This is a genomic window from Streptomyces sp. NPDC051567 (assembly GCF_044454165.1).
GTDB lineage: Bacteria > Actinomycetota > Actinomycetes > Streptomycetales > Streptomycetaceae > Streptomyces.
In genome coordinates this window covers 43,610-69,780 of the sequence record NZ_JBITDK010000012.1, presented here as the reverse complement: position 1 = coordinate 69,780, position 26,171 = coordinate 43,610, and the positions used below count along the sequence as shown (strand labels likewise).

Here is a 26,171-nt window from a genome sequence, read left to right as displayed (position 1 = left end):
CCGCCGTGCCCGAGACCCGCTTCAGCCGCGAGGAGATCCAGTCCTTCGCCCGGCTCAGCCCCTTCGAGCTGAAGGACAAGTTCATCCGGATCGCGCAGGCGGCCCAGGAGAACGAGCCGGGCCAGAAGGGGACCACCGCCCGTGCGATGCTCAACGCGGGCCGCGGCAACCCCAACTGGATCGCCACCGGCCCCCGGGAGGCCTTCTACGCCCTCGGCTACTTCGCCCTGGACGAGTCCCGGCGGGTGTGGACCGCCGACAACCTCGGCGGCATGCCGGAGAAGAAGGGGGTCGGGGAGCGCTTCGACTCCTGGGTCCGCCGTCATCCGGAGCTGCCCGGCGTCGAACTGCTCTCCGCGTGCGTCCAGTACGCCCTGGACCGCTGGGCCTTCGACAAGGACGCCTTCGTCCACGAGCTGACCGACGCGGTGACCGGCGACAACTACCCGGTGCCGGACCGGATGCTGGCACACGCCGAGCAGATCGTGCGCGGCTACATCGGCGACGAGATGTTCGACAAGCGGCCCCCCGAGGGCAACGAACTGAGCCTGTTCGCCACCGAGGGCGGCACCGCCGCCATGTGCTACGTCTTCGACTCGCTGATGAAGAACGGCATCCTCCACAAGGGCGACAAGATCGCCCTGATGACCCCGGTCTTCACCCCGTACATCGAGATCCCGGAACTCGACGACTTCGAGTTCGACGTGGTCAACGTCTCGGCGAGCCTCTTCGCGGAGACCGGCGTGCGCCAGTGGCGCTATCCGCAGGAGGAGGTCGCCAAGCTCGCCGACCCGGCCGTCAAGCTCGTCTGCGTCGTCAACCCGAGCAACCCGCCGTCGCTCGCGCTCAGCGACCGGGTCGCGCGCCAGATCAAGGAGATCGTCGCCACCAGCAACCCCGGCCTGCTGATCGTCACCGACGACGTCTACGGCACCTTCGTCCCGGGCTTCCGTTCCCTCGCCGCCGACCTCCCGCGCAACACGCTGCTGGTGTACTCGTACTCCAAGCACTACGGGTGCACCGGCTGGCGGCTCGGGGTCATCGGGCTGCACGACGACAACGTCGTCGACGAGATGATCGCGAACCTCCCGCAGCCGGAGAAGGACCGCCTCGCCAGGCGCTACGGCACGCTCACCCTCGAACCCGGCGAGATCCGCTTCATCGACCGGCTGGTCGCCGACTCCCGGCTGGTCGCCCTCAACCACACCGCGGGCCTGTCACTGCCGCAGCAGGTGATGATGACGCTCTTCTCGCTCTTCGACATGCTGGAGGAGGGCCAGGCGTACAAGGAGCGCATCCGGGAGATCGTCCACCGGCGCCTCGCTCTCCTCCTGGAGGGCGCCCAGATGAAGGTCTCCCAGGACGACAAGCGGGCCGGCTACTACATCGAACTCGACCTGATGGCCGAGGCCGAGCGCGTCCACGGCAAGGAGTTCGCGGCCTTCCTGGCCAACACCTACGAACCCGTCGACCCGCTCTTCCGCCTCGCCGAGCAGACCTCGGTGGTGCTCCTCAACGGCGGCGGCTTCGACGGCCCCGAGTGGTCGGTCCGGGTCTCCCTGGCCAACCTCGACGACCTGGACTACCTGAAGATCGGCCACCACGTCCGGCGGATCTTCAACGACTACGCGAGCGAGTGGCAGCGCTCCACCGGATGATCCCGCCGTCCCGTCCCGTCCCGTCCGCGCGCCGCCGCGCCGCCGCGCCGCGCGGACGGGACGGCGGCGCGCGGGTCGGCGCGGGCCGTGGACCAGTACGGGCCGTGGATCAGTGCGCGTGCCCGTGGTCGTCCTGGCGCTGGTCCTTCGACCGCTCGTCCTTGCCCTGCGGCTGCTCGCCCTTGTTCCCGTTCCCGTTCGTGCCGGCCGAGCGGTCGTGGACGGAGTTCGTCTCCGCGATCTTCTTCCAGGACTTCGGCTCGGCCTGCTGCGCCGGGGCGGAGAGGGACCGGCCCGCCGCCTTCGCGACGGCCGGGTTCAGGGCCGAGGCGTCGGGCTTGCCCGGCGTGTAGAGCCAGGTGTCGAAGAGGGCCGTGAGCGGCTTGCCGGAGACCCGCTCGGCGTAGCGGACGAAGTCGCTCACCTTCGCGTTGCCGTGGGCGTGCTCGGTCGGCCAGCCCTTGAGGATCTGGAAGAACTTCTCGTCGCCGATGTGGTTGCGCAGGGCCTGCACGGCGATCGCGCCACGGTCGTAGACGGCCCCGTGGAACTGGTTCTCCGGACCCGGGTCACCCGGCTTGACCTGCCAGAACGGGTCCGAGGCCGGGCGGGTGGAGAAGGCCCAGTCCGCCAGCTCCTGCGCGGTGCCCTCGCCCTCCTTCTCCGACCACAGCCACTGGCTGTAGCGGGCGAACCCCTCGTTGATCCAGATGTCCTTCCAGCCCTCGACGGAGACGCTGTCCCCGTACCACTGGTGGGCCAGCTCGTGCACGACGACCGAGACGTTGGCGCCGTTCTGGAACTGGCGCGGGCCGTAGAACGGCCGGGTCTGCGTCTCCAGCGCGAAACCGGCGTTCACGTTGGGCACGTACCCGCCCAGCGCGTTGAAGGGGTACGGGCCGAAGACGCCCTCCAGCCACTCCGCGACCTCACCGGTCCGCTCCACGCTCGCGCGCGCCGCGCCCGCGTAGTCGCCGAGGTCCTTGCTGTAGGCGTTGAGGATCGGCAGCCCGCTCGCCGTCCTGTCGGTGGTGATGTCGAACTTGCCGACGGCGAGGGTGGCCAGGTAGGTGGCCTGCGGCTTGTTGGAGCGCCAGTTGTACCGGGTCCAGCCGAGCCGGGAACTCTGCGACTGGAGCACGCCGTTGCTGATGGCCTGGGTGCCGTCGGGGACGTTGACGGAGACGTCGAAGGTGGCCTTGTCGAGCGGGTGGTCGTTGCTCGGGAACCACCAGATCGCCGAGTCGGGCTCCTGCGCCGCGACCCCGCCGTCCGGGGTGCGGTGCCAGGCCGTCCAGCCGTCGACCTTGAGCTCCGAGGGCTTGCCCGCGTACTTGACGACGACCGTCAGCGGGGTGTTGCGCGCCAGCGGCTTGGCCGGGGTCACCTCCAGCTCCTGGGTGCCGGAGGTGGCGAACGTGGCCTTGGCGCCGTTGACGCGGACCTCGCTGACCTGGAGACCGAAGTCGAGGTTGAAGCGGGACAGGTCCTGCTTGGCGGTGGCCAGGAGCGTCGCGGTGCCTTCGAGGAGGTCCGTCTTCGGCTGGTACTTGAGTCTCAGGTCGTAGTGGGAGACGTCGTAGCCGCCGTTCCCGCTGGCCGGGTAGTAGGGATCGCCGATACCCGGCGCGCCCGGACCGGCGCTCGCCGCCGACGCAGGGATCACCAGCAGGAGGGAGGCGGCGAGGACGCTCGGGGCGATGACTTTACGGTGCACGAAGGGCTCCAAGTGGTGAGGAGAGGAGGTTCCGTTCGAGCGTATTCATGCCCGGAGCCCCTCGTCATGTCCATGGTCCCTGCTGTCACATGATCGCCATTCGGCCGACACAGGCCGGTGGCGCGCGGTCCGGCCGGAGCCCCGGGCGGGCCCGGACCGGAGGCGGGCGGGTGGCCCGGGGAACGGCGCGAACGCGCCAGGCACAGGGCCCCGGAAGGTGTCGCGCGGGCCGGGGAACCGGCGCGGCGGACCGGCTGCGGGCACGGGAAGGCCGGTGCCGGAAGCCGCCGGAGAATGGCCGGAAACCACACTTCCGGCGGCTGTGCGGAGTGCCGGACGGGCCCTTTTCCGGACCAGGAACGGGCCGGTGGCGCCCGGAACGGGGCGACCGGTGAGGCGCGTTCCGGCCTTCCGCGCCTACGTGACCGTCGGTAATCTTCAGGCCATGACCTTCGATCTGCACACCGTCCGTCGCTGTTCCCAGAGCGCGATCAACCCGTTCCACTCCAGCGTCTACTTCTCGCCGGACCTCGCCAAGGAGTTCGCCGCCCTCGGGATCACCGACCCGCTGGTGGTCACCCTCGTCACCCGCGCCGCCGCGATGGGAACCGTCGGCGCGGGCGTGGTGTCCGCCGCCTTCCTCGGCTACCGCCACGACCTCGTCGCCCGGCACCTGCCCGCCGTCTGGGAGACCGCCACGCCCGAGGAGGTCCTCGCCGCCCGGCTGCGGGCCGCCGACAGCACGCTGCGCCGGCTGCTCGGCCCCGAGACCGTCGACTCGCCCGAGCTGGCCGAGGCCGCCGAGCTCGCCCTGCGCGCCACCGAGGGCTGCACCCGGGCCGCCCGCACGCTCTGCTCCGCCCACGCCGACCTCCCCGTCCCCGGGGAACCGCACCTGCGCCTGTGGCACGCCACCACCCTGCTGCGCGAACACCGCGGCGACGGCCACGTGGCCGCCCTGCTCCTCGCCGGGCTGGACCCGCTGGAGGCCATGGCCGCCCACACCGCCAGCGGCCAGGGCCTCACCCCGAAGTGGGTCAGGACCACCCGGGGCTGGGAGCAGGAGGACCTGGACGCCGCGGTCGGCCGCCTGCGCGAGCGCGGCCTGCTCGACGCGGCCGGCGACCTCACCGAGGAGGGCAAGGACCTGCGCGAACAGGTGGAGAGCGACACCGACCGGCTCGACTCCGCCCCCTACCGCCACCTCGGCGCCGACGGCGTGGCCCGGCTCACCGAGATCGTCGGCGGTTTCGTCGCGAAGGCGGCCCAGGCCGGGGCCTTCCCCGCCGACCTCATCGGCCGGGGCTGAGCAGGGCTCCCCGCGTCCGCCACCGTCACCTGCCACAATTGGCAGCCTTCCAGTGCAGACGAAGGCAGGCGGAACCCGATCGTGACGACGTCCATCGAAGGCAGGATCGCCGAGGAGCTCGGCGTACGGGAGCGGCAGGTCAGGGCCGCCGTCGAGCTGCTCGACGGCGGCTCCACCGTGCCGTTCATCGCGCGCTACCGCAAGGAAGCGACCGAGATGCTCGACGACGCCCAGCTGCGCACCCTGGAGGAGCGGCTGCGGTACCTGCGCGAGCTGGAGGCCCGGCGCGCGGCGATCCTCGACTCCGTGCGCGAGCAGGGCAAGCTCGACGCCGCCCTCCGGGCGCGCATCGACGCGGCCGACACCAAGGCCCGGCTGGAGGACATCTACCTGCCCTTCAAGCCCAAGCGGCGCACCAAGGCCCAGATCGCCCGCGAGGCCGGTCTGGAGCCCCTCGCCGATGCCCTGCTCACCGGCCCCCAGGCCGAACCGGCCGCCGTGGCGACCGCGTTCGTGGACGCCGCCCGGGGCGTGGCCGACCCGGCCGCCGCCCTGGAGGGCGCCCGCGCCATCCTCACCGAGCGGTTCGCGGAGGACGCCGACCTGATCGGCGCACTGCGCGAACGCATGTGGGGCGCGGGCCGGCTCGCCGCCAGGGTCCGCGCGGGCCAGGAGGAGGCGGGCGCCAAGTTCGCCGACTACTTCGACTTCGCCGAGCCCTTCACCGCGCTGCCCTCGCACCGCGTCCTCGCCCTGCTGCGCGGGGAGAAGGAGGAGGTCCTCGACCTCACGCTGGAACCGGAGGAGCCTTCCGACCTCCCCGGGCCCTCGGCCTACGAGTCCATGGTCGCCCGCCGCTTCGGCATCGCGGTCCCCTCGGAACACGGCCGCCCCGGCGACAAGTGGCTCACCGACACGGTCCGCTGGGCCTGGCGCACGAAGATCCTGGTGCACCTCGGTCTCGACCTGCGGACCCGGCTGCGCCAGGCCGCCGAGGACGAGGCGGTGCGCGTCTTCGCGTCGAACCTGCGCGACCTGCTGCTCGCCGCGCCCGCCGGGACCCGGGCCACCCTCGGCCTGGACCCGGGCTTCCGCACCGGGGTGAAGGTCGCCGTCGTCGACGCGACCGGCAAGGTCGTGGCCACGGAGGTGATCCACCCGCACGTGCCCGCCAACCGGTGGGACGAGTCCCTCGCCAAGCTCGCCCGGCTGGCGAAGGAGCACGACGTCGAGCTGGTCGCCATCGGCAACGGCACGGCCTCCCGCGAGACCGACCGGCTGGCCGGGGAGCTCATCACCCGCCACCCCGAGCTGAAGCTCACCAAGGTGATGGTCTCGGAGGCGGGCGCCTCGGTCTACTCGGCCTCGGCCTTCGCCTCGCAGGAACTCCCGGACATGGACGTGTCGCTGCGCGGCGCCGTCTCCATCGCCCGCCGCCTCCAGGACCCGCTGGCCGAGCTGGTCAAGATCGACCCCAAGTCGATCGGCGTCGGCCAGTACCAGCACGACCTGTCCGAGGTGAAGCTCTCCCGCTCGCTCGACGCGGTCGTCGAGGACTGTGTGAACGGCGTCGGTGTCGACGTCAACACCGCCTCCACACCGCTGCTCTCGCGCGTGTCGGGCATCAGCGGCACGCTCGCCGGGAACATCGTGGCCCACCGCGACGCCCACGGCCCCTTCCGCAGCCGCAAGGGCCTCAAGGACGTGGCCCGGCTGGGCCCGAAGGCGTACGAGCAGTGCGCGGGCTTCCTGCGCATCCGCGGCGGGGACGACCCGCTGGACGCCTCCGCCGTGCACCCCGAGACGTATCCGGTGGTCCGGGCGATGGGCCGCACGGCGGGCGGGGAGGTGGCGTCCCTGGTCGGGAACACCGCCGTACTGCGTTCCCTGCGGCCGGAGCAGTTCGTCACCGAGGTCTTCGGCCTGCCCACGGTCACCGACATCCTGCGCGAGCTGGAGAAGCCGGGCCGCGACCCGCGCCCCGCCTTCCGGACGGCCACCTTCAAGGAGGGCGTGGAGAAGATCGGCGACCTGGCCCCCGGGATGGTCCTGGAAGGGGTGGTCACCAATGTGGCCGCCTTCGGCGCCTTCATCGACATCGGCGTCCACCAGGACGGGCTGGCCCATGTCTCGGCGCTGTCGAAGAACTTCGTCAAGGACCCCCGGGACGTGGTCAAGCCGGGTGACATCGTGCGCGTGAAGGTCATGGACGTGGACATCCCGCGCAAGCGGATCTCCCTGACCCTGCGGCTGGAGGACGAGGCGGAGGCCGGGGCCGACGGTCCGGGCACCCCCGGCCGGCGCGGTGGCGGCGGCCGTCCGCCCCGCCAGCGCGGTACGGCCGGCGGTCGCGAGGACGGCCAGGGCCGCAACGAGGGGCAGGGGCAGCGACAAGGCCGGAGCCAGGGTCAGGGCCAGGCCGACCGGCGGCAGGACGGCCAGGGCAGGCGCCAGGGCGGCCAGGGCCAGGGCCAGCGGCAAGGACAAGGACAAGGTCAGGGTCAGGGAGGTCAGCGGCAGGGCGGTGGCGCCGGGGCCCCGGGCAACAGCGCGATGGCCGACGCCCTGCGCCGCGCGGGCCTCACCGGACCCGAGGAGCGGCGCAAGCGCTGACGCTCCCTCCCGGTCCGTCGCCGCGCGTACCACGGTGCGCGCGGCACCCGAAACCGGATGGCCGAATTGATTCCCCGGGCCGGGGCATCCCTTGCCAACTCCCGTAGGAAATCTGTAGGCATGGTGGAACGCCCGTTCGCCAACCGGCGGTCGGGCTTCCGTTTCTCCCTCTCAGGACCGGATTCCCCCCACTTTCCCGAGGCCGCCTTGAAGGCACAGGACACCATGCCCATGCCCACGCACGCCTACCGACGCTGCCCGAGAAAGGGTCCGAAGAGGGATCATATGCCCCACCCGCGACTCAGCCTGCGTAAAAGGTGCGAGAAGATTCTCGGCCATCTGGACCTGACCCACCCGTTCTCCCTGGAGGGGCTGTGCGCCCGCATAGCCGAGCAGCGGGGCCGCCCCATCCGGCTCCATCCGCTCCCCAAAGAGGCGGCGGAGTCCGGGGTCTGCGGGCTGTGGGTGGGTACCGCCAGCGTGGACTACGTCTTCTACGAGGCCCAGACCACCCCCCTCCACCGGGAGCACATCGTGCTCCACGAGATCGGGCACATCCTCTTCGGTCACCACTCGCTGGAGGGCGAGGAGACCGACGGCCACGCCCCCGTCGTCCTGGGACGCACCAACTACACCACCCGTCAGGAGCAGGAGGCGGAGATGCTCGCCAGCATGATCCGCATCCGTACGGCGGGCGCGGGCTCCCCGTCCTCCACCGAGGCCCGTGACACCCTCGCCCGGCTGGAGTCCGCCATGGGGTACGAGCGGGGCACCCATGGGGGCTGAACTGACGGCCTTCGGCGACTGGCTCGCCGTCCCGAGCGTGGTGTGCCTGTGGGTCGCGGTCCTGCTCCGCGCCCCCGGAGCCCTGCGCTCCCCGCAACAGCGCGGCCTCTGGCTCGCCGTCGCCACCGCCGCCGCCGCGATGACCCTGAACCTCCCCGCCGTCGTCACCTGGGCCCTGCGCGACCCCGGCTACTCGCACGGCGTCGGCCTGGTCCGCAACCTCATCGGCGTGCTGTCGGCCGGAGCCGTCCTCTACTTCGTGGCCTCCGCCACCCGTGGCCGCCTCTTCCAGCTCGCCGCCGGGCTCGGCACCCTGGGCTGGCTGACCTCGCTCGTGGTACTGGACCTGGTCGCGCCCGCGCACGGCACGCACACCATGCCGACGGCCGGGGACCCGGTCCCCTCCCTCGCGTACTGGCTGGTCCTGATCTCCGCGCACCTGGTCGCCAACACCGCCTGCGTCTTCCTGTGCTGGCGCTACAGCCGCCGCACCGAGAGCCGGGGACTGGCCGCCGGACTGCGACTGTTCGGGCTCGGCACCGCGCTCGCCGGACTGTTCTGGTTCGCGTACCTGCTCAAGGCCCTGTTCGCCGCCGTCTGGGCGATGCCCGCCCTGCCGCTGCTGATGAACCTGCACGGCCTGCTGCGCGCCGCCGCGATCCTCGTGCCGACCCTGTTCACCTTCCGCCGCACCGCCGCCGACATCACCACCGCCTGGCGGCTCTGGCCGCTCTGGCGCGACCTGGTCCAGGCCGTGCCGCACGTGGCCCTCACCAAACCGCGCTCCGGCCGGGTGGTCGAACTGCTGTGGCCACCGGTCCCGCGCAACCTGCTCGTGTACCGCAAGGTCATCGAGACGCGCGACGCGATCCTGATCCTGGGGGAGTACGTCGCCCCGGGCGTGCCGGAACTCGCCCGCACCCATGTCGCGGGCAGCGGCGTCCCCGAACAGCGGCGCACCGCGGCGGCGCTGGCCTGCGTACTGAAGGAGGCCCGGCAGGTGAAGCTCGCCGGACTGCCCGGACAGGCGGGCGACGCGGCCGGGCTGGAACTGCCCCCGGCCATCCAGACCTCGGAGGAGGGCGGCGGCCTGGAGGACGAGGCGCGTTTCCTCGTCGACGTCGCCCAGGCCTACGCCTCGCCGTCCACCACGGCCTTCGCTCCGTGACCCGCACCACCACCGGGAAGTGACACCGGCATGACCACCGTACTGATCACCGGGGCCAGCGCCGGACTCGGCGCAGCCTTCGCCCGGGGCTTCGCGGCCAAGGGCTGCCGGCTCGTCCTCGTCGCCCGCGACAAGGAACGGCTCGACGCCGTCGCCGGGGAACTGGCCCGGGAGTTCGGCACGGTCGTCGAGGTGCTCCCCGCCGACCTGCTGGACGACCGGGAGTGCGCGGCGGTCGCCGGGCGGCTGGCCGACCGGACCCGGCCCGTGGACATCCTCGTCAACAACGCGGGCTTCGGGCTCCCCGCGCCCTTCCCGTACCAGCCGGTCGAGGACGAGGAGCGGATGCTCGACCTGCTCGTGAAGGTCCCGCTCCGCCTCACCCACGCCGTCCTGCCCGGCCTGCGCGAACGCCGCCGGGGCGCGGTCGTCAACGTCTCCTCGGTGGCCGCGCTCCTGCCGACCGGGACGTACGGGGCCGCCAAGGCGTGGGTCACCGCCTTCAGCGAATCGCTGCGGGTGGACATGGAACCGTACGGGGTCCGGGTCCTGGCGGTGCTCCCCGGCTTCACCCGCACCGAGTTCCAGGCGCGCGCCGGGATGGACGTCAGCTCCCTGGGCGCGGCGCTCTGGCTGGAGCCGGAGGCCGTGGTGGCCCGCGCCCTGCGCGACCTGGCGCTGCGCCGCCCGCTCAGCATCACCGGCCGCCGCTACCGGGCCTACGCCCTGGCCGTGCGCCACCTCCCGCGCACCTTCGTCGCCCGCCACCTGGCCCGCGCCCGCCGGGCCCCGGCCGACCGGGAGCACTGACCCCCGGCCCGGCCGGGCGCGCGGCGGCGGCTACACCTCGGTGACCTCGCCGTCCGCGACGCGCAGGCGGCGGGTCACCTGGACGGCGTCCAGCATGCGGCGGTCGTGGGTGACCAGCAGCAGGGTCCCCTCGTACGCCTCCAGTGCGGATTCCAGCTGCTCGATCGCCGGGAGGTCGAGGTGGTTGGTCGGCTCGTCCAGCACCAGCAGGTTCACCCCGCGCCCCTGGAGCAGTGCCAGGGCCGCCCGGGTGCGTTCGCCGGGGGAGAGGGTGGCGGCCGGGCGCAGCACGTGGACCGCCTTCAGCCCGAACTTGGCCAGCAGGGTGCGCACCTCGGCCGGCTCGGTCTCCGGGACCGCCGCGCAGAACGCCTCCAGTAGCGGTTCGTCGCCGAGGAAGAGCCCGCGCGCCTGGTCCACCTCGCCCACCAGCACGCCCGAACCGAGGGTGGCGGCGCCGGAGTCCGGGGCCAGCCGGCCCAGCAGGACGGCGAGCAGCGTGGACTTCCCGGCGCCGTTCGCGCCGGTGATCGCCACCCGGTCCGCCCAGTCGATCTGGAGACTGGCCGGACCGAAGGAGAAGTCCCCGCGTCGCACGGCCGCCTCGCGCAGGGTGGCGACGACCGAGCCGGAGCGCGGCGCCGCCGCGATCTCCATCCGCAGCTCCCACTCCTTGCGGGGCTCGTCGACGACGTCCAGCCGCTCGATCGCGCGCTGCGTCTGGCGGGCCTTGGCGGCCTGCTTCTCGCTCGACTCGCCGCGCAGGTTCTTGCCGATCTTGTCGTTGTCGCTCGCCTTGCGGCGGGCGTTGCGCACGCCCTTGTCCATCCAGTTGCGCTGCATCTGGGCCCGGCCTTCGAGGGCGGACTTCTTGCCCGCGTACTCCTCGAACTCCTCGCGGGCGTGGTCGCGGGCGCGCTCGCGCTCCTCCAGGTAGGCGTCGTAGCCGCCGCCGTAGAGGTTGATCCGCTGCTGGACCAGGTCGAGTTCGAGGACCTTGGTGACGGTCCGGGTCAGGAACTCGCGGTCGTGACTGATCACGACGGTGCCCGCGCGCAGCCCCTTGACGAACCGCTCCAGCCGCTCCAGGCCGTCCAGGTCCAGGTCGTTGGTGGGCTCGTCGAGCAGGAAGACGTCGTAGCGCGAGAGCAGCAGCGAGGCGAGGCCCGCGCGGGCCGCCTGGCCGCCGGAGAGCGCCGTCATCGGGAGGTCCAGGCCGACGGCGAGACCGAGCTCGGCGGCCACCTCCTGGGCCCGCTCGTCCAGGTCGGCGCCGCCCAGGTTCAGCCACTGGTCGAGGGCGTTCGCGTACGCGTCGTCCGCGCCCGGGACCCCGTCCACCAGGCCCTGCGTCGCCTCGTCCAGCTCCGCCTGCGCGGCGGCGACACCGGTGCGCCGGGCCAGGAAGTCGCGCACCGACTCCCCGGGGCGGCGCTCCGGCTCCTGCGGGAGGTGGCCGACGGCGGCGGTGGGCGGGGAGAGCCGCAGCTCGCCGGTCTCGGGGGTGTCCAGCCCGGCGAGCAGGCGCAGCAGCGTGGACTTGCCGGCGCCGTTGACGCCGACGAGACCGATGACGTCGCCGGGCGCGACCACGAGGTCGAGATCGGCGAAGAGCGTGCGCTCACCGTGCGCGGCGGTGAGTTTCTTGGCGACGAGGGTTGCAGTCATGATCTGCCGATCCTATCCGCGACCACCCGCCACCGGACGACGGCCGAAGCCCCCGGGCCGGTCCGCGGCCGGTCCCCGGCGCCCCCGGCGGGCATGGCCGGACAGGTGGGAGATCCGTCATTGCGGCCATCCGCTCCCCGCCACACCATGGAGGGCATGCAGCGGCGCAACGTGCTCGGACGGACGCCGGCGCGCTCTCGCTCGTCGCCGAACGGGCGCTCGGCGAGGTGACCCGTCCCGACATCGTCGTCGTGCCCGGCGGCCCGTACCCCGAGGTGGAGATGGCCGATCCGGTCGTCCTCGACTGGCTGCGCGCCGTCGACGCGACCACCACCTGGACCACCTCGGTGTGCACCGGCTCGCTCCTGCTGGCCGCCGCCGGGCTGCTGGACGGGCGCCGGGCCACCGGCCACTGGCTCTACCTCGACCCAGCTCGTCCCCTTCGGCGTCGAGCCCACCGGGGAGCGGGTGGTGTACGACGGCAAGTACGTCACCGCCGCCGGGGTGTCCTCCGGGATCGACATGGGGCTCGACCTGATCGGCCGGATCGCCGGGGACACGGTCGCGCAGACCGTGCAGCTGATGATCGAGTACGACCCCCGGCCGCCCTACGACGCGGGCTCCCCGGACAAGGCCCCGGCGGAGATCGTCGCCGCGCTGCGCGCTACCCGGCCGCCCCTTCCGGCTCTTCCGGCCAGCTGAAGACCGGCGGGCGCCGTTCCAGGAAGGCGGCGACACCCTCGGCGGTGTCGCCGCTCCCGGCGTACTGGTCCTCCCAGTACGCCTCCCGGTCCGTGCGGCCGTCCGCGAACTCCTTGGCCGCCGCCTGGGTCAGCCGTGAGCGGGAGACCAGGACGCGGGTGAACTCCGCCACCCGCTTGTCCAGTTGCCCGGCGGGCAGCAGCTCGTTGAGGAACCCGGCCCGCAGCGCCTGCTCCGCGCCGATCAACTCGGCCGAGAACAGCAGGTACTTGGCCCAGGACGGCCCGACCAGGCCGGCCAGCCGCCGGGTGGAGGAGGCCGGGTAGACGATGCCCAGTTTGGCCGGGGTCACCCCGAACGACGCCCCCTCCTCGGCGAACCGCAGGTCACAGGCTGCCGCGAGCTGGCTCCCGCCACCCACGCAGAATCCCCGGACCGCCGCCAGCGTGGGCTTCGGGAAGGCGGCCAGCGCCTCCTCCGCCACCACCGACAGCGCCCGTAGGTCCTCGGCGCCCGTCAGCGAGGAGATGTCCGCCCCCGCGCAGAAGGTGGGGCCCGCCCCGGTCAGGACGAGCACCCGTACGGCGGGGTCGGCCGCCAGGCCGGTGAGGAGTTCCGGGAGCGCGCGCCACATCGCGGCCGTCATGGCGTTGCGCTTGGCGGGGTGGGAGACGGCGACGGTCGCGACCCCGTCGGCGACCGTGTGCAGGAGAGCCGCGGCCGGCGCCGGGTCCAGGGGTGCGTCCATGCGCCGGATGCTATACCGGGCCGTCGATCCTATGATCGGGAGAGTCAACGGGGTCCGTCCGGGGGGTGCTGAAAGGTGGCACGTCCATGGGCGCAGACCGTACCGGCCCCCGGACCGCACGCGACAGGAAGAAGCTCAGGCGCGGGTTCGGGCTGCTGGCCCTGCTCGGTTCGGTGCTGGTGGTGGCCGGGCTCGTCGGCCTCGTCTACGCCAGCGTGGCCACCTTGACCTCGATGTTCCTCTTCGGCTGGCTGCTGCTGATCGGCGGAGTCGTCGGCCTGCTCCAGGCCATCCAGTGGCGCGGGGACAACTACTTCTGGCTCGCGGTCATCGTCGCCGCGATCTACCTGGCGGCCGGGTTCGTGGTCCTGCGCCGGCCCGAGGCGAGCGCCGAGGCGCTGACCATGTTCGCCGCGCTGCTCTTCCTGACCGGCGGGCTCTTCCGGCTGGTGGGGGCGCTGGTGATCCGCGGCACCAACTTCGGGATCGCGCTCGTCCAGGGTGCCTTCGGCATCCTCCTGGGCGTCCTGATCCTCTACAGCTGGCCCAGCAGCAGCCTGTACGTGATCGGGATCTTCTTCTCCCTCGCCCTCCTCTTCGACGGGCTGAGCCTGGTGGCCCTGGGCCTGGGGGCCCGGCGGGTGCTGGGGATGGTCCCGGAGGGTGAACCGGGTACGGGTACGGGCGCGGCGGGCGGGGCGCGCGGTGCGGCCGGGGGAGGGCCGACAGGGAGTCAATAACGGTCGGACAACTGACCCCGTCATACGCCAACGGTCAGAAAGCGTCCGATTGCTGCTGACTTTTGGTCAGTAGGGCGGTCCGGACCAGAGCGTTCCCCACTCTTGACGCGTGGAGACGATCGAGCGTGCAGACGGGGGCCTGACGATGGATGGCAGCGGGAGTGCCCCGCCGGCCGGGGCGGGCGGCGCGGAGGCACCGGCCGCCCCCCCCACGTACGAGGGAGTGTGGCGGTTCACCGTTCCCGCAGTAGAAGAATCCGTTCCGCAGACCCGCCGGACGGTCCGGGAGCTGCTCGGCCGCCAGGGAGTCCCGGACCGGCGGGACCTGGTGTACGCCCTGCTGCTGATTGTCTCCGAACTGGTGACGAACTCGGTCCGGCACGCCGCCCTGCTCTCACCGGAGGTCGCGGTCGAGATCGCGATCGGCCGCGCATGGGTACGGGTGGCCGTCGAGGACGACCACCCGTACCGCCCCAAGGCGCTGGAGCTGGAGGCGGACTCCGGCCGGACCGGCGGCCGGGGGCTGCTCCTGGTGCGCGAGACGACCCGGGAGTCCGGCGGGATCTGCGATGTCGAGCGGACCTCGACCGGCGGCAAGGTCGTCTGGGCGGCCCTGCCGTTCACCCCGCCGCCCGGCGGGCCCGAGTAGACCCGCCCGGCCTGGCCCGCCGCCGGGGCGAGGGGGCGGGAGGAGGGGCGGACTACCAGCCCGCCGCGTCCCCGGTCAGCTCACGGATCGCGGGCCGGGCCGCGTCCAGCACGGTCATGAACCAGGCCGAGAACGGTGCCTCGGCGTGCCGCCGCTCCAGCTCCCCGGCGGTGACGAAGGCGGTCTCGCCGACCTCCTCCGGGTCGGGCCGCAGCCCTTCCCGGGCCAGCCCCACGAAGAGGTGGTTGTACTCCTGCTCGACCAGCCCCGACGCGGGGTCCGGGTGGTTGTAGCGGACCGTCCCCGCCTCCGCGAGCAGCGAGGGCGACAGCCCCAGCTCCTCGTGGGTCCGCCGGGCCGCCGCCGCGAACGGCGACTCCCCGGGGTAGGGGTGGCCGCAGCAGGTGTTCGACCAGACGCCGGGCGAGTGGTACTTCCCCAGGGCCCGCCGCTGGAGCAGCAGGCGGCCCTGGGCGTCGAAGAGGAACACCGAGAACGCCCGGTGCAGCAGGCCGGGCGCCTGATGCGCGGAGAGCTTCTCCGCCGTGCCGATGGTGTTGCCGGACTCGTCGACCAGTTCGAGCATGATCGCGTCTTGAGTACCGGTGCCGGTGGACGCGCTGCTCGCGGCGGTGGCTGGTGTGATCGGCATACCCATCCTTCGCTTCGGACTTCGGCTCTCAGTCTGCCGTACGGAAGCGACTTGTCCCGACTTCGATGATCCACGCATGTCCGCCCCCGGCCACGTGCTAATGCCGTGGCCAGGGGCGGACGGATCGTCTGGATCACCTGCGTCTCCGGGCGGTCCGGGTCAGACGCCGAACGGGGCCGGGTAGGCGACGGTGCCCGACGGGACCGGGACGGAGTCGTCCAGGACCAGCGCCATCATGGCCTCGTCGGGGACCTCGAAGGGGGCCCGGATGCCGAAGACCGAGGCCGGGACGAACCCGAAGCGCGGATAGTACGCCGGGTGCCCCAGGACGAGGACCAGGGACTCCCCGCGCTCCCGGGCCGCCGTGAGCAGCGCCCGGACGACCGAGCTGCCCGCCCCCGAGCGCTGGCGCGCGGGGTCCGTGGCCACCGGCGCGAGCGCCAGGGCCCGCGCGCCGTCGACCTCGCACACGGTCAGCAGGGCGTGCGCCGCCACCGAACCGTCCGGGCCCTCGGCCACGTACGAGAGCCCCGGCAGCCAGGCGTCGTCCGCGCGCAGCGCGTCGACGAGGTCCGCCTCCAGCGGCGTCTCGAACGCCGCGAGGTCGACGGCCCGTACGTCGGCCACGTCGGCCGCCGTCTCCGGCCGGGCCGGCCAGGCGTCGCCGTCCCCGGCGGTCACCGGGCGCAGGGCGTAGCCGGTGGTCCCGGAGCCGGGCTCGTGGTGGACGCCGAGCACCCGGTACCCGGCGGCCTGGGCGGCGGCGGTCCACCGCGCGGCGGTGTCCGGGGCGCGGTCCCCGGCGGCCGGGGAGCCGTCCTCGTCCACGGTCAGCAGGAGGGTGGAGCCGGGGGCGAGCAGCCGGCCGTACCGGGTGAGCACGGAGCGGGGCCCGGTGGCGCGGGCGGGAACCCGCGCCCGTACGAGGTCGAAGGAGCCGTCCGGCGAGGCGGGCGCGTCCGGGGCGGCCCCGGCGGAGGGAACGGGACCCGGGCCGGCGGGACCCAGGTCGAGCAGGCGCGGGCGCGCGGGCAGCGGCCCGCACAGGGAGAGCAGCCGTGCGGGGACGCCGGAGAGGTCCGGGACGCCGGAGAGGTCCGAGGCGTCGGAGGAAGGGGTGGAGCGGGTGATGTCGGTCAACGTGAACCCTTGGAAGAGGGGCCCCGGCCGGCACGGGAACGCCCCCAGTGGTGACGGGGGGAGGATCAGACGGGTCTGATCAGACCTGGCCGGGAGCCCGCAGGAGAGTGGGGGAGTGCCGGAGTTCGCCACGCGTGGCGGCGACCTTGACGACGGTCATCTGCCCCACCTCTTTCTCTCTCGTCACCGGCGGACGCGGTGCGTCCCCGGAGGCCATCGGGTCGCGGAAGACATCGGGGTGTTCCGCCCGGTATCAACCGCCATCAGTCGTTCAGAACGCTTTTACGTCACTCGTACGCGTCTGCGGTCACCCTAACATCCAGGCGGTTTGTGGTCCCCCGAGGTGATCGTCAATGATGATCACGCCCGCTCCCGGGAGCCGGGACATCCGGCCCGCCAGGGCGCGAACGGGTGATGAATCCCTGCTTCCATTCATCGGATAGCCTCTGCCGACGTGCCGCCGCCACCCTGTGGCGCGCCCGTTCCCGCGTTCGTCACAAGGAGTGAGTCCGTCCTGCCGACCGTCATCCTCGCCGGCCCGCCGGTACCCGGATCACCGCTCACGGACGAGCTGCGCTCGCTCGGCTTCGACGTCCGCTCCGCCGACCGCGCCGAAGGCATCGCCGCCGCGCTGGCCGCCGTACCCGCCGATCAGCGGGTGGCCGTCGTGGACAGCGCGTTCGTGGGGCACCCGCACGCGCTGCGCCTGGCGCTGACCGACCCGCGCTTCGACGCCTGCGCCGTCACCGGCGCCCTCGCCGTCCGGCCGGGCGCCCGCGCGGCCCTGGACCGGGCCGCCGCCGCGGGCGAAGGCACGGCCGGGGGCACGGACGCAGGCGCCGTCCCCTGCGTTGACCGGCTCGCCGCCGCCGTCGAGGCCGCCGGGACCACCGTCCACCGCCCCGAGCTGGGCACCCTCGTCGCCGCCGTCCCCGTCACCGCCGAGGAACGTGACGCGGCCGTCGCCGCCGTCGCCGCCGTGGACGACGAGGCCGTGCGCCTGCGGACCGCCGTGAAGTCCCGCGACGGCTTCTTCACCACCTTCTTCGTCAGCCCCTACTCGCGCTACATCGCCCGCTGGTGCGCCCGCCGAGGCCTGACCCCGAACCAGGTCACCACCGCCTCGCTGATCACCGCGCTGGCAGCGGCGGGCTGCGCGGCCACCGGCGACCGCTGGGGCTACGTCACCGCCGGTGTGCTGCTCCTCGTCTCCTTCGTGCTGGACTGCGCCGACGGGCAGCTCGCCCGCTACTCGCTCCAGTACTCCACGATGGGCGCCTGGCTCGACGCGACCTTCGACCGGGCCAAGGAGTACGCCTTCTACGCGGGCCTGGCGCTCGGCGCCGCCCGCGGCGGGGACGACGTGTGGGCGCTCGCGCTCGGCGCGATGATCCTGATGACCTGCCGGCACGTCGTCGACTTCGCCTTCAACGAGGCCAACCACGACGCGACGGCCAACACGAGCCCGACCGCGGCCCTCTCCGGCAAGCTCGACAGCGTCGGCTGGACGGTCTGGGTCCGCCGGATGATCATCCTTCCGATCGGTGAGCGCTGGGCGATGATCGCGGTCCTGACCGCCCTCACCACCCCGCGGACCGTCTTCTACGCCCTGCTGATCGGCTGCGCCTTCGGCGCCCTCTACACCACCGCGGGCCGGGTGCTGCGCTCCCTGACCCGTAGAGCGAAGAGGACGGACCGGGCCGCCCAGGCCCTCGCCGACCTCGCCGACTCGGGCCCGATCGCCGCTCTCGCGGGCCGGATCGTCGGCCGGACGGCCCCCGGCGCCCAGATCGCCGCCGCCGTCATCGGCTCGGCCGCCCTGCTCTGGACGGCCTGGGCCCACGACTTCGGCAGCCGCCAGGTGGTGATCGCCGCCGTCCTCTACGCTCTCCTGGCCGGAGCCGCCGTCGCCCGCCCCCTCAAGGGCGCCCTGGACTGGCTCGTCCCGCCCGTCTTCCGGGCCGCCGAATACACCACCGTGCTGATCCTCGCCGCCAAGGCCGATGTCCCCGGGGCCCTTCCCGCGGCATTCGGACTGGTGGCGGCGGTCGCCTACCATCACTACGACACGGTGTACCGCATCCGCGGTGGCACCGGGGCGCCCCCGCACTGGCTGGTGCGGACGATCGGCGGCCACGAGGGCCGGGTACTGCTGACCGCGGTGCTGGCCGCGGTCCTGGCGACGCGCGCCGCCGACTTCACCGTCGCGCTCACGGCCCTGGCCGCGTTCGTGGCACTCGTGGTGCTCGTGGAGAGCATCCGGTTCTGGGTCTCCTCCGGAGCACCCGCCGTACATGACGAAGGAGAACCAGCATGATCGGCCTTGTCCTCGCTGCCGGTGCCGGACGCCGCCTGCGTCCCTACACCGACACCCTGCCCAAGGCCCTCGTGCCCGTCGGTCCCGAGGGCCAGGAGGAGAGCCTCACCGTTCTCGACCTCACCCTCGCCAACTTCGCGGAGGTCGGCCTCACCGAGGTCGCCGTCGTCGTCGGCTACCGCAAGGAAGCCGTCTACGAGCGCCGGGAGGCCCTGGAGGCCACGTACGGGGTCACGATCACGCTGATCGACAACGACAAGGCCGAGGAGTGGAACAACGCCTACTCCCTGTGGTGCGCCCGTGACGTCCTCAAGCGCGGTGTGATCCTCGCCAACGGCGACACCGTCCACCCGGTCTCCGTCGAGAAGACCCTGCTCGCCGCCCGCGGCGAAGGCCGGAAGATCATCCTCGCCCTCGACACGGTCAAGAACCTGGCCGACGAGGAGATGAAGGTCGTCACCGCCGAGGGCCAGGGCGTCCGGAAGATCACCAAGCTGATGGACCCGGCCGACGCGACCGGCGAGTACATCGGTGTCACCCTCATCGAGGCCGAGGCCGCCGAGGAGCTGGCGGACGCGCTGAAGGCCACCTTCGAGCGCGACCCCGACCTCTACTACGAGGACGGCTACCAGGAGCTGGTCGACCGTGGGTTCACGGTCGACGTGGCCCCCATCGGCGACGTCCCGTGGGTCGAGATCGACAACCACGACGACCTCGCCAAGGGCCGGACGATCGCATGCCAGTACTGACGAGGCTCATCCCCTCCCCGGTCGTCGTCGACATCAGCCGGGGCGCCATGGACGACCTGGCCGGCCTCCTGGCCGACCAGCGGATCTCCTCCTCCGGCAAGCTGGCGATCGCGATCAGCGGCGGCTCCGGCCAGGCGCTGCGCGCCAAGCTGGAGCCGGTCCTGCCGCACGCCGACTGGTACCCGGTCGGCGACGGCACCATCGACTCCGCCGTCAAGCTGGCCGACGGCATAAAGGGCCGCCGCTACGACGCCGTCGTGGGCCTGGGCGGCGGCAAGATCATCGACGTGGCGAAGTACGCCGCGGCGCGGGTCGGGCTGCCCATGGTGGCCGTCGCCACCAACCTCTCCCACGACGGGATCTGCTCGCCGGTCTCCATCCTGGACAACGACAACGGCCGGGGCTCCTACGGCGTCCCCACGCCGATCGCCATGGTGATCGACCTCGATGTGATCAAGAAAGCCCCGGTACGGTTCATCCGCGCCGGCATCGGCGACGCGATCTCCAACATCTCGGCGATCGCCGACTGGGAGCTCTCCCGCGAGATCACCGGCGAGCCCGTCGACGGCCTCGCCGCCGCCATGGCCCGTACCGCCGGCCAGTCCGTGCTGCGCCACCCCGGTGACTGCGGCGACGACGAGTTCCTCACCGTGCTCGCCGAGGCGCTGGTCCTCACCGGCATCGCCATGTCGATCAGCGGGGACACCCGCCCGGCCTCCGGCGCCTGCCACGAGATCAGCCACGCCTTCGACCTGCTCCACCCGGGGCGCTCCGCGCTCCACGGCGAGCAGGTCGGCCTCGGTGCCGCCTTCGCCATGCACCTGCGCGGAGCCGGGCAGCAGTCCGCGCTCTTCGTCGAGGTGCTGCGCCGCCACGGCCTGCCGGTGCTGCCCGAGGAGATCGGGTTCACCGCCGACGAGTTCGTCGCGGCCGTCGAGTACGCACCCCAGACCCGCCCGGGACGGTTCACGATCCTGGAGCACCTCAACCTGTCCGCAGCCGAGATCAGGGACGCTTACTCCGACTATGCCAAGACCATCCGTAGCTGAACTCCGGCCCGTCGTGCACCCGGCGGGCGTGAAGGACCGGCGCAGCGGTGAGCACTGGGCCGGGCGCCTGTACATGCGCGAGGTCTCCCTGCGCATCACCCGCTTCCTGGTCACCACCAAGGTCACGCCCAACCAGCTGACCTACGTGATGACCCTGGCCGGTGTCCTCGCCCTCCCGGCCCTGCTCGTGCCGGGCGTCTGGGGCGCCGTCCTCGGCGTGGTGGCGGTCCAGCTGTACCTGCTGCTCGACTGTGTCGACGGGGAGGTCGCCCGCTGGAAGAAGCAGTTCTCGCTCTCCGGCGTGTACCTGGACCGCGTCGGCGCCTACCTGTGCGACGCGGCGGTCCTCGTGGGCCTCGGCCTGCGCGCCGCCGACCTGTGGGGCAGCGGGCGGATCGACTGGCTGTGGGCCTTCCTGGGCACCCTCGCGGCGCTCGGCGCGATCCTGATCAAGGCCGAGACCGACCTGGTCGGCGTCGCCCGGCACCAGGGCGGGCTGCCGCCCGTCCAGGACGCCGCGGCCGAGCCGCGCTCCTCCGGCATGGCCCTCGCCCGCCGGGCCGCCGCCGCGCTCAAGTTCCACCGGCTGGTCCTCGGCATCGAGGCGTCCCTGCTCATCGTGGTGCTCGCCGTCCTGGACCAGGTCCGCGGCGACCTGTTCTTCACCCGGCTGGGCGTCGCCGTGCTCGCCGGCATCGCGCTGCTGCAGACGGTCCTGCACCTGGTGTCGATCCTGGTGTCCAGGAGGCTCAGGTGACCGCCGTGACGCGGCTGGGCGCCGTGATCATCACCATGGGCAACCGGCCCGAGGAGCTCAAGGCGCTCCTGGACTCGGTGGCCCGCCAGGAGGGCGACCCCGTGGAGGTCGTCGTCGTCGGCCAGGGGGTCCGGCTCACCGGGCTGCCCGAGGGCGTCCGCACCGTCGAGCTGCCCGAGAACCTGGGCATCCCGGGCGGGCGCAACGCGGGCATCGAGGCCTTCGGCCCCGGGGGCCGCGAGGTGGACGCCCTGCTCTTCCTCGACGACGACGGACTGCTGGAACGCACCGATACCGCCGAGCTGTGCCGCCAGGCGTTCACGGAGGACCCCCGGCTCGGGATCGTCAGCTTCCGGATCGCCGACCCGGAGACCGGCCTGACCCAGCGCCGCCACGTCCCGCGGCTGCGCGCCTCCGACCCGATGCGCTCCTCCCGCGTGACCACCTTCCTCGGCGGCGCCAACGCCGTCCGCACGACGGTGTTCGAGCAGGTCGGGGCCTTGCCGGAAGAATTCTTCTACGCGCACGAGGAGACCGACCTGGCCTGGCGGGCCCTTGACGCGGGGTGGCTGATCGACTACCGCGCGGACATGGTGCTGCTGCACCCGACGACGGCTCCGTCCCGGCACGCGGTCTACCACCGTATGGTGGCACGTAACCGGGTATGGCTCGCCCGTCGCAACCTGCCCGCCCCGCTGGTCCCGGTCTACGTGGGCGTCTGGCTCCTCCTGACGCTCGCGCGCAGGCCTTCGGCACCCGCGCTCAAGGCATGGTTCGGCGGGTTCAAGGAGGGATGGACCACTCCGTGCGGTCCCCGGCGCCCCATGAGGTGGCGTACGGTCTGGCGGTTGACCCGGCTGGGCCGACCACCTGTCGTCTGACCCGCCCGCGCCTGGGAACATGGCGCGATCGCGGGCCTCGCGCCACCGGCCCGCTCCCCCTCCTGCCGCATCTTGAAGACGGAAAGTTTCAACTTGTGAGTGACACAACCCACGACGGCGCCCTCGCCACGAGCACGCCGCCGTCCGTAGACGCGGGGCTCGGCCCCGCCGAGCTCGCCAGGAAGTACGGCCTGTCCGTCAGCGGAGCCAGGCCCGGCCTGGGCGAGTACGTGCGGCAGCTCTGGGGCCGGCGCCACTTCATCATGGCCTTCTCCCGGGCCAAGCTGGTCGCGCAGTACAGCCAGGCCAAGCTCGGCCAGGTCTGGCAGGTGGCGACCCCGCTCCTGAACGCGCTGGTCTACTACCTGGTCTTCGGCCTGATCCTGAACGCCGGCCAGGGCATGGCCAAGGAGGACTACATCCCCTTCCTGGTGATCGGGATCTTCGTCTTCACCTTCACGCAGAGCTCGCTGATGGCGGGGGTCCGGGCCATCCCCGGCAACCTCGGCCTGGTCCGCGCCCTGCACTTCCCGCGCGCCTCCCTGCCGATCTCCTTCTCGATGCAGCAGCTCCAGCAGCTGATGTACTCGATGCTCGTCGTGTTCGCCGTCGCGATCGCCTTCGGGAACTACCCGCAGCTCTCGTGGCTGCTGGTCGTCCCGACCCTGGTGCTCCAGTTCGTCTTCAACACCGGGCTCGCCCTGGTCTTCGCGCGGATGGGCTCCAAGACGCCCGACCTCGCGCAGCTGATGCCGTTCGTCACCCGGACGTGGATGTACGCCTCCGGCGTCATGTTCTCGATCAGCGAGATGCTCAAGGGCCGCCCGGAGTGGATCGCGGACGTGCTCCTGTGGAACCCGGCGGCTATCTACATGGACCTGGTGCGCTTCGCGCTGATCGACGGGTACGGCCGGGAGAACCTGCCGCCGCACGTCTGGGCGTTCGCGGTGGGCTGGGCCCTCCTGATCGGCCTCGGCGGATTCGTGTACTTCTGGAAGGCTGAGGAGCGTTACGGCCGTGGCTGAGAACACCGAGCACAAGATCCCCACCGTCATCGCCGACGACGTGCACATCGTCTACCGCGTCAACACCGGCAGTTCCGGCCGGGGCAGCGCCACCGCGGCGCTGAGCAAGATAATGCGCCGGGGCAAGGGCGACGCCCCGGGCGTGCGCCGGGTCCACGCCGTGCGCGGCGTCTCCTTCACCTCCTACCGGGGCGAGGCCATCGGCCTCATCGGCTCCAACGGCTCCGGCAAGTCGACCCTGCTGCGCGCCATCGCGGGCCTGCTGCCCTGCGAGTCCGGCAAGGTCTACACCGACGGCCAGCCCTCGCTGCTGGGCGTCAACGCCGCCCTGATGAACGACCTCACCGGCGAGCGCAACATCGTCCTCGGCGGTCTCGCGATGGGCATGTCCCGGGAGCAGATCAAGGAGCGCTACCAGGAGATCGTCGACTTCTCGGGCATCAACGAGAAGGGCGACTTCATCTCCCTGCCGATGCGCACCTACTCCTCCGGGATGGCCGCGCGCCTGCGGTTCTCCATCGCGGCGGCCAAGGACCACGACGTCCTGATGATCGACGAGGCCCTGGCCACCGGTGACCGCAGCTTCCAGGCGCGCTCCGAGAACCGCATCCGGGAACTGCGGGAGAAGGCCGGCACCGTCTTCCTGGTGAGCCACAACAACAAGTCCATCCGCGACACCTGCAGCCGCGTGCTGTGGCTGGAGAAGGGTGAGCTGCTGATGGACGGACCCACCGAGGAAGTGGTCTCGGCGTACGAGAAGGCCACCAACGGCTGACCTTCCGGCCGTCCGCGGAGCGTGAACCGGTCCCGCAGGCCCCTGCCGCTCCGCGCGGCGGGGGCCTCGCCGTACGGACGGCGGCGCACGGGTGCCGTCCGCCGTCGCGGCGAACACCCGGCAGGCTCCGGCGGCGTTGTACAGCGTAAGCTGAGGCGGTCCTGAATCACGGCAAGAGGGGACGATTCCCCGCAGGTGAACGGCCGTGCGGCACCCCGGGGAAAGTCCGGCGGCGTGTCCGAAATAGGATGTATTGGGTCGGCAGTGTAGAACGGGAGATGTGACGGCAATGGCTACGGGAATTCTCCGGCCCCCAGGCACGACGGCCGTCCCCGCCCCGGGCGGCGGGCGGTGACCCCGGGGCACGGCACCGGTCCCCGGTCGGACACGGCCCACACCCTCGCCACCCTCGGCAAGGCCCGCACCGAGAACTTCCCCGTCGCCCCCGCCTTCCTGCCCCGCGCCTGGCGCGACGGCCTGACGGCGGTCTACGGGTACGCCCGCCTCGTCGACGACATCGGCGACGGCGACCTCGCCCCCGGCGGGCGCGACGCCGTCCTCCTCGGCCTCGACCCCGCCGCCGCGGACGACCGCCCCGCCCTGCTCGACGCCCTCGAAGCCGACCTGCACCGCGTCTTCCGCACCACCCCGGGCTTCCCGCGCCACCCGCTGCTGCGGGCCCTGCGGCCCGTCGTCCGCGCCCACGGCCTCACCCCCGACCCCTTCCTCGCGCTCATCGAGGCCAACCGCCAGGACCAGCGGGTCACCCGCTACGAGACCTACGGCGACCTCCTGGGCTACTGCGAGCTGTCCGCCAACCCCGTGGGCCGGCTGGTGCTCTCCCTCACCGGGACCAGCACCCCCGAGCGCGTCCGCCGCTCCGACGCCGTCTGCACCGCCCTGCAGATCGCCGAACACCTCCAGGACGTCACCGAGGACCTCGGCCGGGACCGGATCTACCTCCCCGCCGAGGACATGCGCCGCTTCCGCGTCACCGAGGCCGACCTGTCGGCCCCCTCCGCCGGCGCCTCCGTACGCTCCCTGATCGCCTTCGAAACAGAACGCGCACGCGAGCTCCTGAATGAAGGCACCCCGCTCGTGGGTAGCGTGCACGGCAGACTCCGGCTGCTGCTCGCGGGTTTCGTGGGAGGGGGGCGTGCCGCCCTGCGAGCCGTCACGGCCGCCGGTTTCGACGTCCTCCCAGGTCCGCCCGAGCCCACCAGGAGCGGCCTGCTCCGTGAGGTTGCCACCGTCCTGCGCACAGCGCCGAGAAAGGGGTGAGCCCGACCGTGGAGGGCCCCACACACCCGTCCGCACCATCGGCACCGTCCGCACCGGTCCTGGCGGCCTACAGCTACTGCGAGGCCGTCACCGGCACGCAGGCGCGCAACTTCGCCTACGGCATCCGGCTGCTGCCCACCGACAAGCGGCAGGCGATGTCCGCGCTGTACGCCTTCTCCCGGCGCGTCGACGACATCGGCGACGGCACCCTGGAGCCCGGCGCCAAGCTGGCCCGGCTGGAGGAGACCCGCGTCCTGCTCGGCCGGGTCCGCGCCGACGAGGTGGACGAGGACGACACCGACCCCGTCGCCGTCGCCCTCGCGCACGCCGCACGCCGCTTCCCCATCCCGCTCGAAGGCCTCGACGAACTCATCGACGGCGTCCTGATGGACGTCCGCGGCGAGACCTACGAGACCTGGGACGACCTCCGGGCCTACTGCCGCTGCGTGGCCGGCGCCATCGGCCGGCTCTCCCTCGGCGTGTTCGGCACCGTGAACACCACGGGCCCCGGCGCGGCGCGCGCCGCGGAGTACGCCGACACCCTCGGCCTCGCCCTGCAACTCACCAACATCCTCCGGGACGTCCGCGAGGACGCCGCCAACGGGCGGACCTACCTCCCCGCCGAGGACCTCACCAAGTTCGGCTGCGCCGAAGGCTTCACCGGCGACCGGGCCCCCGTGGGCTCCGACTTCGCCGGACTCGTCCACCACGAAGTCCGCCGCGCCCGCGCCCTGTTCGTGGAGGGCTACCGGCTCCTGCCGCTGCTCGACCGCCGCAGCGGCGCCTGCGTCGCCGCCATGGCCGGCATCTACCGGCGCCTGCTGGACCGCATCGAGCGCGAGCCCGAGGCCGTGCTCCGGGGCCGTGTCTCCCTGCCGCCGCACGAGAAGGCGTACGTCGCCGTGCGCGGCCTCTCCGGCCTCGACGCGCGGACCATCTCCCGCCAGAACACCCGGAGGCGGACATGACCGCGGCGA

Annotated in this window: 22 protein-coding genes and 1 pseudogene; 18 read left to right on the top strand and 5 right to left on the bottom strand. The window is 72.6% G+C overall.

The annotated features are described in order from the left end of the window. The first annotated feature begins 5 nt into the window (after window positions 1-5). A complete protein-coding gene (locus ACIA5F_RS15930; protein WP_399353182.1) occupies window positions 6-1,658 on the top strand; it encodes a bifunctional aspartate transaminase/aspartate 4-decarboxylase in 1,653 nt (550 codons plus the stop codon). Window positions 1,659-1,767: 109 nt separating this feature from the next. Here the strand turns inward: ACIA5F_RS15930 and ACIA5F_RS15925 are convergent, their stop codons facing one another. Then, a complete protein-coding gene (locus ACIA5F_RS15925; RefSeq protein ID WP_399353180.1) occupies window positions 1,768-3,375 on the bottom strand; it encodes a M1 family metallopeptidase in 1,608 nt (535 codons plus the stop codon). Window positions 3,376-3,820: 445 nt separating this feature from the next. Between ACIA5F_RS15925 and ACIA5F_RS15920 the strand changes: the two genes are divergently transcribed. The 5 genes from ACIA5F_RS15920 to ACIA5F_RS15900 all read left to right on the top strand — a co-directional run bounded on the left by ACIA5F_RS15920 (window position 3,821) and on the right by ACIA5F_RS15900 (window position 10,061). Next, entirely contained in the window at window positions 3,821-4,684 is an 864-nt protein-coding gene (locus ACIA5F_RS15920; RefSeq protein ID WP_399353178.1) for a hypothetical protein, read from the top strand. A gap of 81 nt (window positions 4,685-4,765) precedes the next feature. Continuing rightward, on the top strand, window positions 4,766-7,297 hold the full coding sequence (locus tag ACIA5F_RS15915; RefSeq protein WP_399353176.1) for a Tex family protein: 2,532 nt from the start codon (window positions 4,766-4,768) through the stop codon (window positions 7,295-7,297). A 285-nt stretch (window positions 7,298-7,582) separates the two neighbouring features. Next, entirely contained in the window at window positions 7,583-8,083 is a 501-nt protein-coding gene (locus ACIA5F_RS15910) for a hypothetical protein (RefSeq protein ID WP_399353174.1), read from the top strand. Beyond that, on the top strand, window positions 8,073-9,251 hold the full coding sequence (locus ACIA5F_RS15905; RefSeq protein ID WP_399353172.1) for an MAB_1171c family putative transporter: 1,179 nt from the start codon (window positions 8,073-8,075) through the stop codon (window positions 9,249-9,251). Before ACIA5F_RS15910 ends, ACIA5F_RS15905 begins: the two co-directional genes overlap by 11 nt. Window positions 9,252-9,281: 30 nt before the next feature. After that, the gene (locus tag ACIA5F_RS15900) at window positions 9,282-10,061 is read left to right on the top strand and encodes an SDR family NAD(P)-dependent oxidoreductase (RefSeq protein WP_399353170.1); all 780 of its coding nucleotides are present in this window, start codon (window positions 9,282-9,284) and stop codon (window positions 10,059-10,061) included. 30 nt (window positions 10,062-10,091) lie between these two features. Here the strand turns inward: ACIA5F_RS15900 and ACIA5F_RS15895 are convergent, their stop codons facing one another. Next, window positions 10,092-11,729 (bottom strand): ABC-F family ATP-binding cassette domain-containing protein, encoded by a 1,638-nt coding sequence (locus tag ACIA5F_RS15895; RefSeq protein WP_399353168.1) that lies wholly within the window; start codon window positions 11,727-11,729, stop codon window positions 10,092-10,094. Between the two features lie 119 nt (window positions 11,730-11,848). Between ACIA5F_RS15895 and ACIA5F_RS15890 the strand changes: the two are divergent. After that, window positions 11,849-12,431 (top strand): annotated as a pseudogene (locus tag ACIA5F_RS15890) (DJ-1/PfpI family protein). On the opposite strand, the gene ACIA5F_RS15885 reads toward ACIA5F_RS15890, so the two are convergent. Beyond that, a complete protein-coding gene (locus ACIA5F_RS15885; protein ID WP_399353167.1) occupies window positions 12,394-13,179 on the bottom strand; it encodes an enoyl-CoA hydratase/isomerase family protein in 786 nt (261 codons plus the stop codon). The pseudogene ACIA5F_RS15890 and the gene ACIA5F_RS15885 overlap by 38 nt on opposite strands. 86 nt (window positions 13,180-13,265) lie before the next feature. On the opposite strand from ACIA5F_RS15885, the gene ACIA5F_RS15880 reads away from it, so the two are divergent. Further along, window positions 13,266-13,919, top strand: coding sequence for an HdeD family acid-resistance protein (locus ACIA5F_RS15880; RefSeq protein ID WP_399353166.1), 654 nt, complete (start codon window positions 13,266-13,268; stop codon window positions 13,917-13,919). Between the two features lie 109 nt (window positions 13,920-14,028). Then, the gene (locus ACIA5F_RS15875) at window positions 14,029-14,568 is read left to right on the top strand and encodes an ATP-binding protein (protein ID WP_399353164.1); all 540 of its coding nucleotides are present in this window, start codon (window positions 14,029-14,031) and stop codon (window positions 14,566-14,568) included. 52 nt (window positions 14,569-14,620) lie between these two features. On the opposite strand, the gene idi is transcribed toward ACIA5F_RS15875, so the two are convergent. Both idi and ACIA5F_RS15865 read right to left on the bottom strand, forming a co-directional pair. Continuing rightward, complete coding sequence (gene idi / locus ACIA5F_RS15870; RefSeq protein WP_399353162.1) at window positions 14,621-15,220, bottom strand: isopentenyl-diphosphate Delta-isomerase; 600 nt, start codon at window positions 15,218-15,220, stop codon at window positions 14,621-14,623. Window positions 15,221-15,379: 159 nt separating this feature from the next. Next, a complete protein-coding gene (locus ACIA5F_RS15865) occupies window positions 15,380-16,360 on the bottom strand; it encodes a GNAT family N-acetyltransferase (RefSeq protein WP_399353160.1) in 981 nt (326 codons plus the stop codon). A gap of 514 nt (window positions 16,361-16,874) precedes the next feature. On the opposite strand from ACIA5F_RS15865, the gene ACIA5F_RS15860 reads away from it, so the two are divergent. From ACIA5F_RS15860 to hpnD, 9 genes are all read left to right on the top strand, one after another. Further along, window positions 16,875-18,677: a DUF5941 domain-containing protein gene (locus ACIA5F_RS15860; protein WP_399353392.1), complete on the top strand. Its 1,803-nt coding sequence runs from the start codon at window positions 16,875-16,877 to the stop codon at window positions 18,675-18,677. After that, window positions 18,674-19,426, top strand: coding sequence for a sugar phosphate nucleotidyltransferase (locus ACIA5F_RS15855; protein WP_399353158.1), 753 nt, complete (start codon window positions 18,674-18,676; stop codon window positions 19,424-19,426). The genes ACIA5F_RS15860 and ACIA5F_RS15855 overlap by 4 nt, the downstream gene beginning before the upstream one ends. Further along, the gene (locus ACIA5F_RS15850; protein ID WP_399353156.1) at window positions 19,414-20,475 is read left to right on the top strand and encodes an iron-containing alcohol dehydrogenase family protein; all 1,062 of its coding nucleotides are present in this window, start codon (window positions 19,414-19,416) and stop codon (window positions 20,473-20,475) included. The genes ACIA5F_RS15855 and ACIA5F_RS15850 overlap by 13 nt, the downstream gene beginning before the upstream one ends. After that, complete coding sequence (locus ACIA5F_RS15845; RefSeq protein ID WP_399353154.1) at window positions 20,453-21,232, top strand: CDP-alcohol phosphatidyltransferase family protein; 780 nt, start codon at window positions 20,453-20,455, stop codon at window positions 21,230-21,232. Before ACIA5F_RS15850 ends, ACIA5F_RS15845 begins: the two co-directional genes overlap by 23 nt. Before the next feature lie 35 nt (window positions 21,233-21,267). Then, complete coding sequence (locus tag ACIA5F_RS15840; protein ID WP_399353390.1) at window positions 21,268-22,113, top strand: glycosyltransferase family 2 protein; 846 nt, start codon at window positions 21,268-21,270, stop codon at window positions 22,111-22,113. 95 nt (window positions 22,114-22,208) lie between these two features. Further along, a complete protein-coding gene (locus tag ACIA5F_RS15835; protein ID WP_399353153.1) occupies window positions 22,209-23,138 on the top strand; it encodes an ABC transporter permease in 930 nt (309 codons plus the stop codon). Continuing rightward, complete coding sequence (locus ACIA5F_RS15830; protein WP_399353151.1) at window positions 23,131-23,913, top strand: ABC transporter ATP-binding protein; 783 nt, start codon at window positions 23,131-23,133, stop codon at window positions 23,911-23,913. Before ACIA5F_RS15835 ends, ACIA5F_RS15830 begins: the two co-directional genes overlap by 8 nt. A 351-nt stretch (window positions 23,914-24,264) precedes the next feature. Beyond that, on the top strand, window positions 24,265-25,194 hold the full coding sequence (gene hpnC, locus ACIA5F_RS15825) for a squalene synthase HpnC (protein ID WP_399353149.1): 930 nt from the start codon (window positions 24,265-24,267) through the stop codon (window positions 25,192-25,194). Continuing rightward, window positions 25,191-26,162 carry a presqualene diphosphate synthase HpnD gene (gene hpnD, locus ACIA5F_RS15820; RefSeq protein WP_399353147.1) on the top strand — a complete coding sequence of 324 codons (972 nt, stop codon included), beginning with the start codon at window positions 25,191-25,193 and terminating at the stop codon, window positions 26,160-26,162. Before hpnC ends, hpnD begins: the two co-directional genes overlap by 4 nt. Window positions 26,163-26,171 lie beyond the last annotated feature (9 nt).